12 protein-coding genes and 1 pseudogene are annotated in these 16,362 nt (G+C 68.1%); 6 read left to right on the top strand and 7 right to left on the bottom strand.

Annotation, left to right across the window (positions count from 1 at the left end):
- Positions 1–66: 66 nt before the first annotated feature.
- The 5 genes from NBG84_RS14210 to NBG84_RS14190 all read right to left on the bottom strand — a co-directional run bounded on the left by NBG84_RS14210 (position 67) and on the right by NBG84_RS14190 (position 5,555).
- Positions 67–948, bottom strand: coding sequence for a sigma-70 family RNA polymerase sigma factor (locus NBG84_RS14210; RefSeq protein ID WP_250919744.1), 882 nt, complete (start codon positions 946–948; stop codon positions 67–69).
- A gap of 125 nt (positions 949–1,073) precedes the next feature.
- Complete coding sequence (locus NBG84_RS14205) at positions 1,074–2,102, bottom strand: hydroxyacid dehydrogenase (RefSeq protein WP_250919743.1); 1,029 nt, start codon at positions 2,100–2,102, stop codon at positions 1,074–1,076.
- A 195-nt stretch (positions 2,103–2,297) separates the two neighbouring features.
- Positions 2,298–3,071, bottom strand: coding sequence for an SDR family NAD(P)-dependent oxidoreductase (locus NBG84_RS14200; protein ID WP_250919742.1), 774 nt, complete (start codon positions 3,069–3,071; stop codon positions 2,298–2,300).
- Between the two features lie 9 nt (positions 3,072–3,080).
- On the bottom strand, positions 3,081–4,592 hold the full coding sequence (locus NBG84_RS14195; RefSeq protein WP_250919741.1) for a multicopper oxidase family protein: 1,512 nt from the start codon (positions 4,590–4,592) through the stop codon (positions 3,081–3,083).
- Positions 4,593–4,862: 270 nt separating this feature from the next.
- Entirely contained in the window at positions 4,863–5,555 is a 693-nt protein-coding gene (locus NBG84_RS14190; RefSeq protein ID WP_250919740.1) for an MOSC domain-containing protein, read from the bottom strand.
- Positions 5,556–5,635: 80 nt separating this feature from the next.
- Here NBG84_RS14190 and NBG84_RS14185 point away from each other — a divergent pair, with 80 nt between their 5' ends.
- On the top strand, positions 5,636–6,559 hold the full coding sequence (locus tag NBG84_RS14185) for a LysR family transcriptional regulator (RefSeq protein ID WP_250919739.1): 924 nt from the start codon (positions 5,636–5,638) through the stop codon (positions 6,557–6,559).
- A gap of 423 nt (positions 6,560–6,982) precedes the next feature.
- Here NBG84_RS14185 and NBG84_RS14180 read toward each other — a convergent pair.
- Positions 6,983–7,312, bottom strand: a pseudogene (locus NBG84_RS14180) (WhiB family transcriptional regulator); the annotation flags it as partial.
- A 429-nt stretch (positions 7,313–7,741) separates the two neighbouring features.
- Here NBG84_RS14180 and NBG84_RS14175 point away from each other — a divergent pair.
- From NBG84_RS14175 to NBG84_RS14160, 4 genes are all read left to right on the top strand, one after another.
- Positions 7,742–8,353, top strand: coding sequence for a response regulator transcription factor (locus NBG84_RS14175; RefSeq protein WP_003948568.1), 612 nt, complete (start codon positions 7,742–7,744; stop codon positions 8,351–8,353).
- Between the two features lie 252 nt (positions 8,354–8,605).
- Complete coding sequence (locus NBG84_RS14170; protein ID WP_250919738.1) at positions 8,606–9,181, top strand: sigma-70 family RNA polymerase sigma factor; 576 nt, start codon at positions 8,606–8,608, stop codon at positions 9,179–9,181.
- A gap of 488 nt (positions 9,182–9,669) precedes the next feature.
- Positions 9,670–11,172, top strand: coding sequence for an IMP dehydrogenase (gene guaB, locus NBG84_RS14165; protein ID WP_250919737.1), 1,503 nt, complete (start codon positions 9,670–9,672; stop codon positions 11,170–11,172).
- Between the two features lie 176 nt (positions 11,173–11,348).
- Complete coding sequence (locus NBG84_RS14160) at positions 11,349–12,473, top strand: GuaB3 family IMP dehydrogenase-related protein (RefSeq protein ID WP_250919736.1); 1,125 nt, start codon at positions 11,349–11,351, stop codon at positions 12,471–12,473.
- A 220-nt stretch (positions 12,474–12,693) separates the two neighbouring features.
- Here the strand turns inward: NBG84_RS14160 and NBG84_RS14155 are convergent, their stop codons facing one another.
- Positions 12,694–13,935, bottom strand: a complete 1,242-nt coding sequence (locus tag NBG84_RS14155) for a nucleotide sugar dehydrogenase (protein ID WP_250919735.1) — start codon at positions 13,933–13,935, stop codon at positions 12,694–12,696.
- 460 nt (positions 13,936–14,395) lie between these two features.
- Here NBG84_RS14155 and NBG84_RS14150 point away from each other — a divergent pair, with 460 nt between their 5' ends.
- Entirely contained in the window at positions 14,396–16,102 is a 1,707-nt protein-coding gene (locus NBG84_RS14150) for a glycerol-3-phosphate dehydrogenase/oxidase (RefSeq protein WP_250919734.1), read from the top strand.
- Positions 16,103–16,362 lie beyond the last annotated feature (260 nt).

The following is a 16,362-nucleotide window of genomic DNA, read 5'->3' as shown; positions in this document are numbered from 1 at the left end:
GCTCCCGTCGCGGGAGCACCGGGCCCGGCTGTCTTGTCTCACCCGCCTTGTCTCACCGGTCCTGTCTCACCCGGCGGGGAACGCCAGCTCCAGCCTGCTCAGCCGCTCGGGATCGGCGAGGACGTCGATCTCGACGACCTTCCCGCCCACGACGGTGAAGCCCATGACCGACAGTGGCCGCCCACCGGGCGCGGTGAGGATCCCGACCCCGCCATTGACCAGTACCGGCCGGGCGAACCGCGCGTACTGCCGGAACAGCATCGCCTGACCGGCCACCTGGCGGGCACCGCGAACCTCCTTCGACGCCATCATCGGCGCGCCACCGACATCCGCCCGCAGCACCACATCGGGGTCGAGCACGGCCACCAGCGCCTCGAAGTCACCACCGCGCGACGCCGCGATGAAGGCGTCCAACACCTCGCGCTGCCGTGGCAGATCATCGGGTACCGCGGTGGTGTCCCGAACCCGGCGCCGAGCGCGGCTGGCGAGCTGACGGGTGGCCGCCGGGGTCCGCCCCACGATGGGGGAGAGCTCATCGAAGGGCATGCCGAACATGTCGTGGAGGACAAAGGCAAGTCGCTCTGCCGGGCCCAGTGTCTCCAGTACCACCAGGAGCGCGAGCCCGACGGAGTCGGCCATCAACACCTCCTGCTCCGGGTCCAGCACCCCTTCGCCCTGGACGACCGGATCGGGTACGCGGACTTCGAGCGAGTCCTCACGGCGTGCGGTGCGCGAACGCAGCATGTCGAGGCAGACCCGCCCCACCACGGTGGTCAACCAGCCGCTGAGGTTCTCGATCTCGCTCGCCTCGGAGCGGTGTAACTTCAGCCAGGCCTCCTGCACGGCGTCATCCGCCTCGCTCAACGAACCGAGCATCCGATAGGCGACCGCCTTCAGCCGGGGCCGGTCCGCGGTGAAGCGCTCCGCCAGAAAATCGTTCTCATCCACGCGTCTGCTCCTGAACCCGTTCCTACGGTCGTTCCCATCGGTATGACGAACCTGTCGGGAAGAATGTGACAGCCCCTGTCGAACACTTCTGACCACGGGTGCCGTGCGGGAATCAGGGTGGGGCGTTACGCGGAACGATCGAGCGCCGTCATCGGCACCGGCTCCAAGAACGGCAGCCCCTGGCTAAACCGCTCCAACTCGTCGATGGCCGCATCCGCCATCCGGTGCAGCTCATTGCCGAGTGAACCCGCCACATGGGGCGTGAGCAGCACATTCGGCAGGGCGTAGAGGGGCGAGTCGGCGGGCGGTGGCTCGGGCTCGGTCACATCGAGGACCGCGTGCAGCCGGCCCGTGATCAGCTCAGCGAGGAGCGCGGGCTCATCGATGAGGGAACCGCGGGAGGTGTTGACCAGTGTGGCGCCGTCCCGCATCAGGGCCAGCCGTCGGCCGTCGATCATGTGATGGGTCCCTGCCAACTCCGGCGCGTGTACGGACACGATGTCACTGCGGCGGCACAGCTCATCGAGTTCGGTCCGTGCGGCACCGAGGGCGCTGGCCTCGGCTTCGGTGACATAGGGGTCGTGCAGCAGTACGGACAGATCGAAGGGGCGGAGCAACTCGATCACCCGCCGGCCGATCCGCGAAGCGCCGATGATCCCGACCGTACGGCGGTAGTTGCCCGCGTCGGAGAGTTCCCGTCCCCAGTCGTGGGGGGCGCGCAGCTCTCCAAGCCGATGGGCGGCGCGCAGCACGCCCTTTCCCGCGAGGAGGATCACGGCGAGGGTGTACTCGGCGACGGGCAGCGCGTTGGCGGACGCCGCGGATGACACGGCGATACCCCGCTCCCAGCAGGCGTGGGTGATGTGGTGTTTCACCGAACCCGCCGCATGGACGACCGCCCGTAGCCGGGGTGCGCGGGCGAGCGCCGAGGCGGTGAGCGGGGGAGCTCCCCAACAGGTCAGCAGGACATCGGCGGTGCCGAGCGCGGCCAGAACCGCGGGCGTCGGCCGGGCCAGGTCATGGGCGATGAGTGTCGGTTCGGTGCGGGCGATGGCGGTGAGCCGCTCCAGATGCCGCTCGGTGAGGAGCCGCTCGGCCACCCCCGGTCCCATGGCGAGCAGAACCTCGGGGCGATTGTCGCTGGTGTGGTGCATGGGGATGCGAACTTCCTGCTGCTGACGGAGCGGACCCGTACCGAAAGCGGACGGCGCGCTGAGGGAGAGGGCAGGGAACCGAGGGACGGACCGCTGACCCGGTACGGCCGCCGCCAGGGAAACCGGCGATGACCCGGGGAGAGGGTGCGAGGGCCCAACCGGGAGGGTGCGAGAGGTGAGTGCGCGGCGCCCGCGCTACTGCGGACCGTACTTGCGCCCTGTCTTGGAGGTGAGTCCACCCAGCACACCGCGGGGCGCCAGCTTCACCAGTCCCATCAGCGCCTTGTACCGGGGGTCGGGGATCGAGACCGTCTTGCCCCGGGCCAGGTCCGACAGCGCTGCCTCCACCAGTTTGTCCGCGTCCAGCCACATCCACCCGGGGATGCTGTCCGTCCCCATCCCGGCCCGCTGGTGGAACTCGGTCCGCACGAACCCCGGGCAGAGCGCCATCAGCCGCACCCCCGATCCGGCCAGGTCCCGAGCGGCGCCCTGGGTGAACTGCACCACCCACGCCTTGGACGCGCCGTAGGTGCCGCGCGGTACGAAGGCCGCGACCGAGGCCACATTGACCACCCCGCCCCTGCCGCGTTCCCGCATGGGCTCGGCCGCGGCCGCGGTGAGTCGAAGCACCGCCTCGCAGTGGACCTTCAACATCATCAGTTCATCGGCCATGGAGACCTGGAGAAAGCCCCCCTTGTTGGCAAAGCCGGCGTTGTTGACCAACAGGTCCACCGGGTTCTTTCGATTGCCGAGCCGCTTCTCCACCGCGGAGATTCCCGCCTCCGTCGACAGGTCGGCGGTGAGCACCTCGGCCTCGATGCCATGGCGGTCATGGAGTTCGGTCGCCTGCTCCTGCAACCGTTTGGTATCGCGGGCCACCAGTACCAGATTGTGTCCATCCGCGGCGAGCCGCCGGGCAAAGGCGGCGCCGATGCCCGCGGTGGCTCCCGTGATCAGTGCAGTTGTCATAGGCGCACGTTAGTGCCCCGCGTGGGCGTCGCGCGCACCCACGGTCCCCGCTTTCTGCCCCTTCTCGACGACCACGAACTGGCCCATCATTCCCAGGTCCTCGTGGTAGAGCAGATGGCAGTGATACATGTAGGGGCTGTTGGGGTCGGCCGGCCCGTCGAAGCGCATCGCCAGCTTCACCGTTGTGTTGGGCGCGACATAGACGGTGTCCTTGGCACCCCGCAACTGCGGGGGAGGCTCCTTGCCATTCACTTCCAGGACGCGGAACTGCACATCGTGTACATGGAAGTTGTGGGGGGTGCCGTGCTCATTGCGGACGACCCAGGTCTCGGCCGTGCCCCGGGTGACGGTCAGATCGACCCGGTCCATCTTCATCTCCCTGCCGTTGATCCCAGGGGTTGTCAGACCGAAGTACCGCTCCCGCACCGAGTCGGAGCCATCGGGTACCTCCAGGGTGGCGAGCTCGCTGGGCAGCGCGGGGGAGGGGCGCAGGGTGTTCGCCGCCCGCAGTTGAAGAACGCTCAAGCTGTCGTCGCCGCCCGCGAGCCGCTTTTCCCAGGCGCTTCCGTAGCCGCCGTGGGGAAAGCTGCGGAGCTCCGTGCGTTCGCCCGGCTTCATCCGTACGACAATCTCCGCGCGCTCACCGGGCGACAACTTGACGCGGTCCTGCCGCAGTGGCTTCTCCAGCAGTCCGCCATCCGTGGCGACCATGGTGAAAGAGCGATCGTCGGAGAATCCGAAGTCATAGATCCGAGCGGTGGAGGCATTGAGCAGCCGCAGCCTGACGAGTTCATCGCTGACGGTTCGATAGGGGTTGAGAGTGCCGTTCACCATGGTCCGCTCGCCCAGGAATCCGGTGTCGCGCAAGAAGCCGCGGTCGAAATCGAGTTCGGCACCGTCGAATGTCACGTCTTGGACCATGACCGGGAGGTCGTTTATCCCGTATTCCCTGGGCAGTGCCAGCCGATTCGAGGCATCGTCGTCCAGCAGAAACATTCCGGCCAGGCCGCGCTGTACATGTTTCTCGGTCCTGCCGTGCGGATGCGGGTGGTACCAGAGGGAAGCGGCGGGCTGATCGACCGTCCACCGCGGGCTCCAGGTGGCGCCGGAGGCGACCATCTGATGGGGCCCGCCGTCCATCTTCGCGGGCAGATGCATCCCGTGCCAGTGGACGGTCGATGCCTCGCCCAGGGTGTTCCTGATTCTGACCTTCACCTTGTCACCGCGCTGGGCACGGAGGGTGGGCCCGAGATGATCGCCGTTGAAGCCCCAGGTCCGAGTCTTCTTCCCGGCTGTGAACTCCTTCTGACCCGACTGCATGGTCAGATCGAAGACCTTGGTGCCATCGGCTTCCACGGTCGGCTTGGCCAGCGGAGGTATCGCGAGTTCCCGGCTGAAGCGGTCACCGGTGGTGGAGACATCGGCGCTGGTGTAGAGCCAGAGGGCGCCGCTGCCCAGGAGGACGGCCAGTACGGCGCTGACCGATGCGGTGACGACGAGGACGCGCTTGAGCCGGGGCATACCAGGAGCGTTGCGAAACAGGGCCGTCGGCAACATCGGGGGTGGCCCCTAGCCGCCCCCGAACCATCTCCCGCGCCCACTCAGGGATCTCCCCCATGCGCCAATGCCCCGCAGACAGCCGCCACCTGCCTCGAAGACGCGTGACCGGCGCGGATCCCACCCCTACCCGAGAGGCCTCGCACCCGGCAGCGGCTCCACCCCGGTGGCGCCCGAGCGGGCTGTTCCGCTTCCCGCTGGTACGGGCCCGGGCCGCAGCCGCCATCGCGCGCGTCAGGGGTTGCGGGACAGTCCTGAGGTGATCGCGTTCCTCGCCAGGTAGTCCTGTGCCTTCCCGCGCAGAACCGGATGGAGCGCATCGCCCGCCGCCAACACCCGGGGCAGCAGGGCGCGCTCGATCGTCCCCGCTCGGAACGCCAGAGCGACGGTGACCTCATGGTCCGGCCGGTGCACGATCTCCAACGCGTCGCCGGCACGGATCTCCCCGGGCTCGATGACCCGCAGATAGGCCCCCGGCGCCGCCCGCTGGGTGAAGCGCTTGACCCAACCGTTCGCACCAAGCCAGGACGCGAACGTACGACAGGGGACCCGACCGCTCGTCACCTCCAGCACCAGCCGTTCGCCGATGAGCCAGCGCTCACCGATCAGCGCGCCGTTCACATCGACGCCCGCCGTGGTGAGGTTCTCCCCGAAGGAGCCATTGGAGAGGGGGCGCCCCAATTCCCTCTCCCAGAAGTCCAGGTCCTCGCGGGCAAACGCATACACGGCCTGATCGCTTCCACCGTGATGGCGCAGATCGCAGACCGCGTCCCCGGCGACACCGCTACCGCCGACTCCCTCCGGACCCGGGTCCCGCACCAGCACGGCCCCATCGGTCGGACGTTTGTCGATTCCGGTGGCACCGCCGGGATTGTCGGTGTAATCCACGGCCTTGGGACGGCCCGTATTCACGGTCAGCAGTTTCACAAGGACACGTTAATCGCTTGAATCCCAAAGAAACCATCGGATAATTGCCGATACACCCAAGTATCACTTATATTCAAAGGATGATCGAGGCCCGACATCTTCGAGTGCTGCGCGCGGTGGCCACGACCGGCTCCTTCTCCGCCGCGGCCCGCACCCTGGGCTGCACCCAGCCCGCCGTCAGCCAGCAGATGAAGGCGCTGGAGACCTCGGCCGGAACCCCGCTGCTCATCCGTACGGGGCGTGAGATGCGGCTGACCCAGGCCGGGGAAGCACTGGTCCGCCATGCGGCCGGCATCCTCGCCGGGCTGACCGCGGCCGAGGAGGAGATCGCGGCCATCGCCGGGCTTCGGGCCGGCCGGGTGCGGCTGGTGTCCTTTCCCAGCGGTAGTTCCACCCTCGTCCCCGCCGCGCTGGCCGCACTGCGCGCCGCCCATCCCGGCACCCAGGTATCACTGGTCGATGCCGAGCCCCCGCGCTCGGTGGAGATGCTGCGCGACGGTGACTGCGATGTGGCGCTCGCCTTCCGGTACGGCGGGGCGTCCGACGGGCGGGATGACGAAAGCGGAGGGGATTCGGCCGAATGGGATGACCTGGTCGTCCGTCCGCTCCTCACGGACCATCTGGTCGGTCTGGTTCCCGAGGGCCACCGGCTCGCCGAAGCCGGCACGGTCACCATCGGCGATCTCGCTGAAGAGCCCTGGATCGCGGGCTGTCCGCGCTGTAGACGTCAGTTGGTCGAGGTCTGCGAAGGGGCCGGTTTCACTCCCCGCATCGACTTCGCCACCGATGACTATCCGGCCGTGATCGGCCTGGTGGCGGCGGGGCTGGGGGTCGCGGTGCTGCCGGAGCTCGCGCTGGAATCCGTACGCCCCAAGGGCACCCGCACGATCATGCTGGACCCCCCGGTGGTGCGGGAGATCGTCGCTCTCACCCTGCCGGACCTCTCCCGTGTCCCGGCGGTCGCCGCCACCCTGGACCGGCTGGCGCTGGCCGCCGCTCGCTAGCGAGCGCGCCGGCACCCCGGTCACCCGAGCGCGAGGAAGTCCGCGGGACCTCTGCGCAGCTGGAGGCCGATAGGTCGGTGGCGCCCTGATCCACCTGCCGGGGCTATGCCTGTTCGAGCAGGTCAGTGCCTGGACAGGCGCACTCGGCCCGCGCCTGCCGCAGGGGAGGGCACAGCCCTGTGGGCGCCCATCCCACGAGGCTCCCAGGCCGGGACCACTGCCCCCTGGGGGAGCCCGACGCATGGGTACACCACACAGGGCAGCTGGGTACACCACACAGGACAGAGGCGAAGAAACGTTTCTGCGATGTCTTGGCGGGTGGGGGTGTCAGCCCCGGCTCGCCCCGGCTGCCGCACCGGTCGCGCTGGTTCCCTGCGTTTCGTTCGTCCCCTGTGTGTCGCGGTTCTCATGGGTGTGGGCCGTCCCATGGGTGCTGCCCGTCGCGTGGGAAGGGCTTGTCGCCGGCACCAGGCGGTGCCGGGCGCGCCCCATCAGCTCTTCGCGTTCGTCCTCGGTGAGCCCGCCCCAGACGCCGTACGGCTCCCGTACCGCCAGCGCGTGTGCCGCGCATTCCGCGCGGACCGGGCATCTCATGCACACCTCTTTCGCCGAGTTCTCGCGCGCGCTCCGTGCGGCGCCCCGCTCTCCTTCGGGATGGAAGAAGAGCGAGCTGTCCACCCCGCGGCAGGCCGCGAGGAGCTGCCAGTCCCACAGATCGGCGTTGGGTCCGGGAAGGCGGGAGAAATCTGCCATAGCGCTTGCCCCTTGAAACCGTGCTGAGTGATCGGTCGGTTGGCGCACGAGTGGGGGATACGAGTCGTATCCGACACCGCACCATGCCCCACGACCGTACATCTACTATCTAAGTAGATGTAAATATGACTCATTGGAAATATATGAATATAGGGCATCTAAAGTGAAGAAATAGCGCCAAATGGGGCATAAAGCTTGAATGGAGAACCGTTCCCGCGGTTCGCGTGTCGCTGTGCGCGACCCCTCACATAGGGTGCCGAAGAGGGCTGGCCGACCCGTAACTCTTTCGAGTGACCATCGTTGGTAAGGCTGAGGCGGTTGAAGGAAGAGGCGCTCGGGCACATGTCCGAGTGCGTTCAACCGCACAGGTGACGAAACGTACCCAGCCTGGAGGCACAAGGTGACGCGCATCAGCTGCGGAGGGCGGCCATGACTTCCGTCCTCGTCTGCGACGACTCCCCGCTTGCCCGAGAGGCGCTCCGCCGCGCGGTTGCGACCGTGCCCGGCGTCGAGCGTGTGACGACCGCGGCCAACGGTGAGGAAGTTCTTCGCCGCTGGGGTGCGGACCGCTCGGACCTGATTCTGATGGATGTTCGGATGCCCGGTCTGGGCGGCGTGGAGACCGTGCGCCGTCTGTTGTCGGCTGACCCCGGCGCCCGGATCATCATGCTCACGGTCGCCGAGGATCTCGACGGGGTCGCGCTCGCGGTCGCCGCCGGGGCCCGTGGCTATCTCCACAAGGACGCCTCGCGCGCTGAACTGCGGGCCACGGTCACCCAGGCGCTCGCCGACCCGACCTGGCGGCTCGCCCCGCGGCGGCTGCGCTCGGCCGAGATGGGTGCCGCGCCCACGCTCACCGCGCGGGAGATCCAGGTTCTTGAGGGCATGAGCCACGGCCGCTCCAACGCGGAGATCGGCCGCGAGCTGTTCCTCTCGGAGGACACGGTCAAGACCCACGCCCGCAGGTTGTTCAAGAAGCTGGGAGCCTCGGACCGGGCGCACGCGGTGGCGCTCGGATTCCGCTGGGGTCTGGTCCGCTAGACCTCGACATGGGGTGCCCGAGGGGTGCGAACAGCCCCGCCCGCCGTACGGTGGGCGGGGAAACGGCCCGCACGGGCGCCCGTTTCCCTCGCGATGCCGCATCCTTGAGGTGTGGAGTTCCTCGGGGACGAGTCCAGCGAGCGGAAGGGGAGGGCGCAGGCAATGAGTTCCGGCGCACCTGCTCATAACGCTTCGGTGCACAACATGGGGCGCGGTGCCACGGATCAGCGGCCGCCAAGGCACCATGGACCGATGCGTGACGACCAGACCACGGTGATCGGCGCGCTCGTTCACCGTGCTGTCGACGGAGACGAGCAAGCCACGCACGATCTACTCGCACGTGTCCATCCGCTGGCGCTGCGCTATTGCCGCACCCGGCTCAACCGGTTGCCCGGCGATGCGCGCCACTTTGTGGAGGACCTCGCTCAAGAGGTCTGTGTCGCGGTGTTGATGGCCTTGCCGCGCTATCGAGATACCGGAAAACCCTTTGAGGCGTTTGTTTTTGCGATCGCCTCGCACAAGGTCGCCGATCTGCAGCGGGCGGCCATGCGCCATCCGGGATCGACGGCCGTTCCCTCCGATGAGATGCCCGAGCGCCCCGACGACTCGCTGGGGCCCGAGGAGCGGGCCCTGCTCAGCGATGACGCGGAGTGGGCCAAGAGACTGCTCGCCAACCTTCCGGAGAACCAGCGAGAGCTGCTGGTGCTGCGGGTCGCGGTCGGTCTGACCGCTGAGGAGACCGGCCAGATGCTGGGGATGTCCCCCGGCGCGGTACGGGTGGCGCAGCATCGAGCGCTCAGCCGGCTGCGCGCCCTGGCCGAGCAGTAGAAGCCGTTCCGAGGTTCGATCTAGGGGGATCAGGGCAGCTCAGCGCCCTGTATCCGCCCGGGTCGGCTCGTGGTCGCCCGGCTCTTCAGCCGGACCCGCGTCCCAGGTCGCCCCTTCGGTGACGCGCCGCCCGGCGATGTCCACCGTCCGGGACGAACGCGGCGGTTGCGCCCGGCTGCGCAGCACGGCCCGTCCTGCCCACGCGGTCGCTCCTATCCCCGCGGCCGGTGTCGCTTCCTCTACGGCGGCCTGTACGAGGTGTCGGGGCGGGTGCGATCCCGGTGCTTCGGAGTGACCATCGCCACCCGGTCACCCGGCAGAGCCTGGGAATGAGTCATCACGGCCCCCTTTCCGTATGACTTCACACGATGTCGTTCGTACGTATGAACGCACAAAGTGGCTGGGTGATCTTGATCGTGGAATGGGACGGTGTTTCAGGCCGTTAGCATGGACATCCGCACCGATCAAGGCCATTTGGGGAAGGTGTCATGACCAACGTCGACGGAGTGCCCGAGAAATTCGCGACACTCGGGCTGACCTACGACGATGTACTGCTGCTGCCGGGCTCGTCCAACATGGCCCCGGACCAGATCGACACCGCCTCGTATCTTTCGAAGAACGTGCGGGTGAACATCCCGCTGCTCTCGGCGGCGATGGATAAGGTCACGGAGTCCCGGATGGCCATCGCCATGGCCAGGCAGGGCGGCGCGGGTGTCCTCCACCGCAATCTCTCCATCGCTGACCAAGCCAATCAGGTCGATCTGGTGAAGCGTTCCGAGTCCGGCATGGTCACCGACCCGATTACGGTGCACCCGGACGCGACGCTCGCCGATGCCGACCGGCTCTGTGCGAAGTTCCGCATCAGCGGTGTGCCGGTGACGGACCGGGCCGGCAAGCTGCTCGGCATCGTCACCAACCGGGACATGGCCTTCGAGTCCGACCGAAGCCGCCAGGTGCGCGAGGTCATGACTCCCATGCCGCTGGTCACCGGCAAGGTCGGGATCTCCGGCGTTGACGCCATGGAACTGCTGCGCCGCCACAAGATCGAGAAGCTGCCGCTGGTCGACGAGGTCGGGGTTCTCAAGGGCCTGATCACCGTCAAGGACTTCGTCAAGGCCGAGAAGTACCCCATGGCGGCCAAGGACAAGGAAGGCCGCCTCCTCGTCGGTGCCGCCGTCGGTGTTGCGGGAGATGCTTTCGAGCGGGCCCAGGCCCTGGTCGAAGCGGGGGTCGACTTCATCGTCGTCGACACCGCCCACGGCCACTCCCGGCTGGTCGGCGACATGGTCGCCAAGATCAAGTCCAATGCCTCGGGCGTGGATGTCATCGGTGGCAACATCGCCACCCGCGATGGCGCCCAGGCGTTGATCGACTCCGGTGTCGACGGCATCAAGGTCGGTGTGGGACCGGGCTCCATCTGCACCACCCGGGTGGTCGCCGGCATTGGAGTGCCGCAGGTCACGGCGATCTACGAGGCCTCACTCGCCGCCAAGGAAGCCGGTGTTCCGGTGATCGGCGACGGTGGTCTCCAGTACTCCGGCGATATCGCCAAGGCCCTGGTCGCCGGCGCGGACACCGTGATGCTCGGCTCGCTGCTCGCCGGGTGTGAAGAGTCACCGGGTGAGCTGCTGTTCATCAACGGCAAGCAGTTCAAGTCCTACCGGGGCATGGGCTCGCTCGGAGCCATGCAGACCCGTGGTGACCAGCGTTCCTTCTCCAAGGACCGCTACTTCCAGGAGGGCGTGGCCTCCGACGAGAAGCTGGTGCCCGAGGGCATCGAGGGCCAGGTGCCCTATCGCGGTCCGCTCTCGGCCGTCGTCCATCAGCTGGTCGGCGGGCTGCGCCAGTCGATGTTCTACGTCGGCGGGCGTACGGTACCCGAGCTACAGAACAACGGTCGATTTGTGCGAATCACCTCGGCGGGGCTCAAAGAGAGCCACCCCCATGACATTCAGATGACGGTCGAGGCGCCGAACTACAGCAAGAAGTAGACCGGCAAGAAGAGACCGGCAAGAAGTAGGCAGGAAACCCTTACGCGCGCAGGGGCGATTCCCAGCCGGAGGCTGTTGGCGAAGGTCCGCCAGCGGTGTCCGAGCTCCGGAACCGCCCCTGTCGTATGCGTCGGGGATACTGGTAGGCGCAGACGTAGAGGGAAAGGCCACACAAGGTGACTGAGATCGAGATCGGGCGCGGCAAGCGCGGTCGTAGGGCGTACGCATTCGATGACATCGCCGTCGTACCGAGTCGGCGCACGCGCGACCCGAAGGAGGTCTCGATCGCCTGGCAGATCGACGCCTACCGCTTCGAGCTGCCTTTTCTCGCCGCTCCCATGGACTCCGTGGTCTCCCCGAGCACCGCGATCCGCATCGGCGAGATGGGTGGCCTCGGCGTACTGAACCTTGAGGGCCTGTGGACGCGGTACGAGGACCCGCAGTCGCTGCTCGACGAGATCGCCGAACTGCCGGTCGAGACCGCGACCCGTCGGCTCCAGGAGATCTACGAAGCCCCGATCAAGGAAGAGCTGATCGGGCAGCGCATCAAGGAGGTGCGCGATTCGGGTGTGGTGACGGCCGCGGCGCTCTCCCCGCAGCGGACCGCGCAGTTCTCGAAGGCCGTCGTTGACGCGGGTGTGGACATCTTCGTCATCCGCGGTACGACGGTCTCCGCCGAGCATGTCTCCGGCGCCGCCGAACCGCTCAACCTGAAGCAGTTCATCTATGAGCTCGATGTTCCGGTCATCGTCGGTGGCTGCGCCACCTACACGGCCGCGCTGCATCTGATGCGTACGGGCGCTGCCGGCGTCCTGGTCGGCTTCGGCGGCGGGGCCGCGCACACCACCCGCAACGTCCTGGGCATCCAGGTGCCGATGGCGACGGCGGTGGCCGATGTCGCCGCGGCGCGTCGGGACTACATGGACGAGTCCGGCGGCCGCTATGTGCATGTCATCGCGGACGGTGGAGTGGGCTGGTCCGGCGATCTGCCGAAGGCCATTGCCTGTGGTGCCGACGCGGTGATGATCGGCTCTCCGCTGGCCCGTGCGACGGACGCGCCGGGCCGTGGCCGCCACTGGGGCATGGAAGCGGTCCATGAGGACGTACCGCGCGGCAAGCTCGTGGATCTCGGCATCGTGGGCACCACGGAGGAGGTCCTCACCGGGCCCTCGCACATCCCGGACGGTTCGATGAACTTCTTCGGGGCGCTGCGGCGCGCGATGGCGACGACGGGCTACAGCGAGCTCAAGGAGTTCCAGCGCGTCGAGGTGACGGTGGCGGACGCGCAGCACAAGCGCTGACCAGCTGTCGCGCCCTCTTGAAGGCCGATCACGGCAGCCACCGGATACCGCGGTAGCTCTTTCCCGGGGTGAGTCACCCGGGGAGCTTCATGGCGCGAACAGACTGTTGGTAGGGCCCGGCATCCTCAGGGGGTGCTGGGCCCTACTGCTGGGGCTTTCTGCTGTGCCAAGACCGGTGGGCAGAGGTGTCCCAAGGGCGGCTGTGCGTCCCCGCCACGGCTCAGAGCCGGTGCGCGGAGCCCACCGGGGTGGCTCCACGGGTGTCCAGCAGCAGTTGGGCCTTGACCGCGAGGCCCTGGAGGTCGTAGGTGCGGTGCTGCTGGAGCAGTACGGTCAGATCGGCGCCGGCGGCCGCCTCGTACAGCGAGTCCGCGCGGGGTACGGGTCGCTCCCGTACCCGCCAGTCGTGGACATAGGGGTCGTGGTAGCTGACGGAGGCACCCAGATCCATCAGCCGGCGGGCGATCTCGGTGGCGGGGGAGCCCTGGAGGTCGGCCAGATCGGGCTTGTAGGTGACGCCGAGGAGCAGGACGCGCGCACCACGGGCCGATTTTCCGTGTTCGTTCAGCAGGGTGGCGCAACGCTGGCTGACGTACTGCGGCATACGCGTGTTGATCTCCTGGGCGAGGCCGACCATGCGCAGCGGCCGGCCCGCGGTGCGTCCCGCCTGCGGCAGGGTCCCGGGGTCCAGCGGGACGCCGTGGCCGCCGACACCGGGGCCCGGGCGGAACGCCAGGAAGCCGTACGGCTTGGTCTCGGCGCAACGGATGACGTCCCACAGATCGACTCCCAGGTCATGGCAGAGCACCGCCATCTCATTGGCGAGCGCGATGTTGACGTGTCGGAAGTTGGTTTCCAGGACTTGTACGGTCTCGGCCTCGCGCGGGCCTCGGGCGCGTACGACCTTGTCGGTCAGCCGGCTGTAGAAGGCGGCGGCGGACTCGGTGCAGGCGGGGGTGAGTCCGCCGATGACCTTGGGTGTGTTGGCGTAGTCGTGGGTGCGGCTGCCGGGGTCGGTTCGGCCGGGGGAGTACGCGAGGTGGAAGTCACGGCCGGCGCGTAGCCCTGAGCCCTCTTCGAGGAGTTGGCGCAGGAATGTCTCGGTCGTGCCGGGCTGAACGGCGGATTCCAGCAGGACGGTGGTGTGGGGGCGCAGCCGGGAGGCGAGGGCTCGGGCGGCGTCGCCGAGCGCGCTGAGATCGAGGTCGCCGTCGGCGCCGAGTGGGGTGGGCACACAGATGGCCGCGGTGCGCACCCGGCCCAGTTCAGCGGGGTCGGTGACGGTTCTGAAGCCCCCGGAGAGCATTCTGCGGATATCGGCGGGGGTGCGGCCCGCCGCCGGCTCGGTGAGATGCCGTGGGTCGGGGTCGTAGCCGATGGTTTCGATCCCGGCGGCGACGGCGGCCTGGGCGAGGGGTAGGCCGTGGTGTCCGAGTCCGATGACGGCGAGGTCTGCGGGCATGGCGTTGGCCGTCCTTCCCATAACCGGAGGGGAGCGTTGACGCAAGCCCTGTGGGCAGAACGGGCGGTGCGCAATGTCAGACTAGGCGTAAATATGACCGATATGCCGCATTGTCGGCCTGTGGTGGACGGAGTGTTATCCACAGCCGGTGGCTGAAGTCGGAGACTGCGGACAGAATCGATGTTGTGAGGCTGGTCGCGGGGCACCTTCGACCCGGCGGCCGGCGCTCATGGGCCCATGGGTCCGTGGGCCGTGCGCGGGGCCTTGGGCGGCCAGGTGCGCGGGTCCCGGCCCGGTGGGTCGGGCCGGTCCGGGCGTATGGCGTCCGGCCGCACGGGTTCTCGCCCCGCCGGGCAGGCCCATGGACCGGATGTCCGTGGGCAGACGGTCGGAGCGGGGTCCGGCCGCGGGGCCACAAGACCCCGACAGGGGTACGCGGGGGCGACGGGAGGCAATCGCAGTGAGGACAGCGAGACTGGGACCTGAAGAGCGTTTCCAAGCGCTCGCCGGCATGGCCGAGCGAGAGCTGGATGTGTTGGTGGTCGGCGCCGGCGTGGTCGGTGCGGGCACCGCGCTGGACGCGGCGACGAGAGGACTCTCCACCGGGCTCGTCGAAGCCCGTGACTGGGCGTCGGGCACATCGAGTCGCTCCAGCAAGCTCATCCACGGTGGCCTGCGCTATCTGGAGATGCTGGACTTCGCCCTCGTTCGCGAGGCGCTGAAGGAGCGGGGGCTGCTGCTGGAGCGCCTCGCGCCGCATCTGGTGAAACCGGTGCCCTTCCTCTATCCGTTGCAGCACAAGGGCTGGGAGCGGCTCTACGCCGGTTCGGGTGTGGCGCTGTACGACGCGATGTCGATCTCTTCCGGGCATGGCCGGGGCCTGCCCACCCATCGCCATCTCTCCCGCCGTCACGCGCTGCAAGTCGCCCCCTGTCTGCGCAAGGACGCGCTGGTCGGGGCGTTGCAGTACTACGACGCTCAGATGGACGACGCCCGGTATGTGGCGACCTTGGTGCGTACGGCCGCCAGCTATGGGGCGCAGGTCGCCAGCAGGGCGCGGGTCATCGGCTTTCTCCGTGAGGGTGAGCGGGTCGTCGGCGCTCGGGTGGAGGACGTCGAGTCCGGTGAGGAGTACGAGATCCGGGCCAAGCAGATCGTCAACGCCACCGGAGTGTGGACCGATGACACCCAGGCCCTGATCGGGGAGCGCGGACAGTTCCATGTGCGCGCGTCCAAGGGAATCCACCTGGTGGTTCCCAAGGACCGCATCCACTCCGCCACCGGTCTGATCCTGCGCACCGAGAAGTCGGTGCTCTTCGTCATCCCCTGGGGCCGTCACTGGATCGTCGGTACGACGGACACGGACTGGGATCTGGACAAGGCGCATCCCGCCGCCTCCAGCGCCGATATCGACTACCTGCTGGAGCACGTCAACTCGGTGCTCGCCGTGCCGCTGACCCGCGATGACGTGGAAGGGGTGTACGCCGGGCTCCGGCCGCTGCTCGCCGGGGAGTCGGACGCGACCAGCAAGCTCTCCCGTGAGCACACCGTGGCCCATCCGGTGCCCGGACTCGTCGTGGTCGCCGGCGGCAAGTACACGACGTACCGGGTGATGGCCAAGGACGCGGTGGACGCGGCGGTGCACGGCCTGGACCAGCGGGTCGCCGACTGCGTCACCGAGAACGTGCCCCTGGTCGGCGCCGAGGGCTACACCGCGCTGTGGAACGCGCGGGCCAGGATAGCCGCGCGCACGGGTCTCCATGTGGTCCGGATCGAGCATCTGCTCAACAGGTTCGGCTCATTGACGGAGGAGGTGTTGGCCCTCGTAGCCGACGACCCTTCCCTCGGAGAGCCGCTCACCGGTGCCGATGACTATCTGCGCGCAGAGATCGTCTACGCCGCCTCCTCCGAAGGGGCCAGGCATCTGGACGATGTGCTCACTCGTCGTACGCGGATCTCCATCGAGACCTTTGACCGGGGGATGCGCAGCGCGCGTGAGTGCGCCGAGTTGATGGCATCGGTCCTGGGGTGGAACAAGGGGCAGATAGACAAGGAAGTCGCCCACTACGAGAAGAGGGTTGAGGCGGAGCGGGAATCGCAGCGGCAGCCGGACGATCTGACGGCTGACGCGGCGAGGTTGGGGGCGCCGGACATCGTGCCCTTGTGATTGCGCCCCCTTTGTGATCCTGTTGTTCCGGCGATCCCGGTCCGCGCGGAGTCAGTGACGCAACCGTCCGAACCCTGGGACATGGGTTGAGCGTTGAACCTGCGGGTGGCTCCGAGTTCGGGTTGCGCGCCGGTGCTCCGCGGACCCGGGAGAGACGCCCAGCCCGGAGTGAGGGACAATGGTGCCTCTGCCAGGGCGTGTTACCGCATCGCGCGGGAGCGGCAGGCGCGGGCGAAGATCAGGGATCGCAGAGGGGACGC

This window comes from Streptomyces albipurpureus (assembly GCF_023701525.1).
Classification (GTDB): domain Bacteria; phylum Actinomycetota; class Actinomycetes; order Streptomycetales; family Streptomycetaceae; genus Streptomyces; species Streptomyces albipurpureus.
Note: the sequence above shows the minus strand (reverse complement) of the source record. Positions and strands in the feature narration are given on the sequence as shown.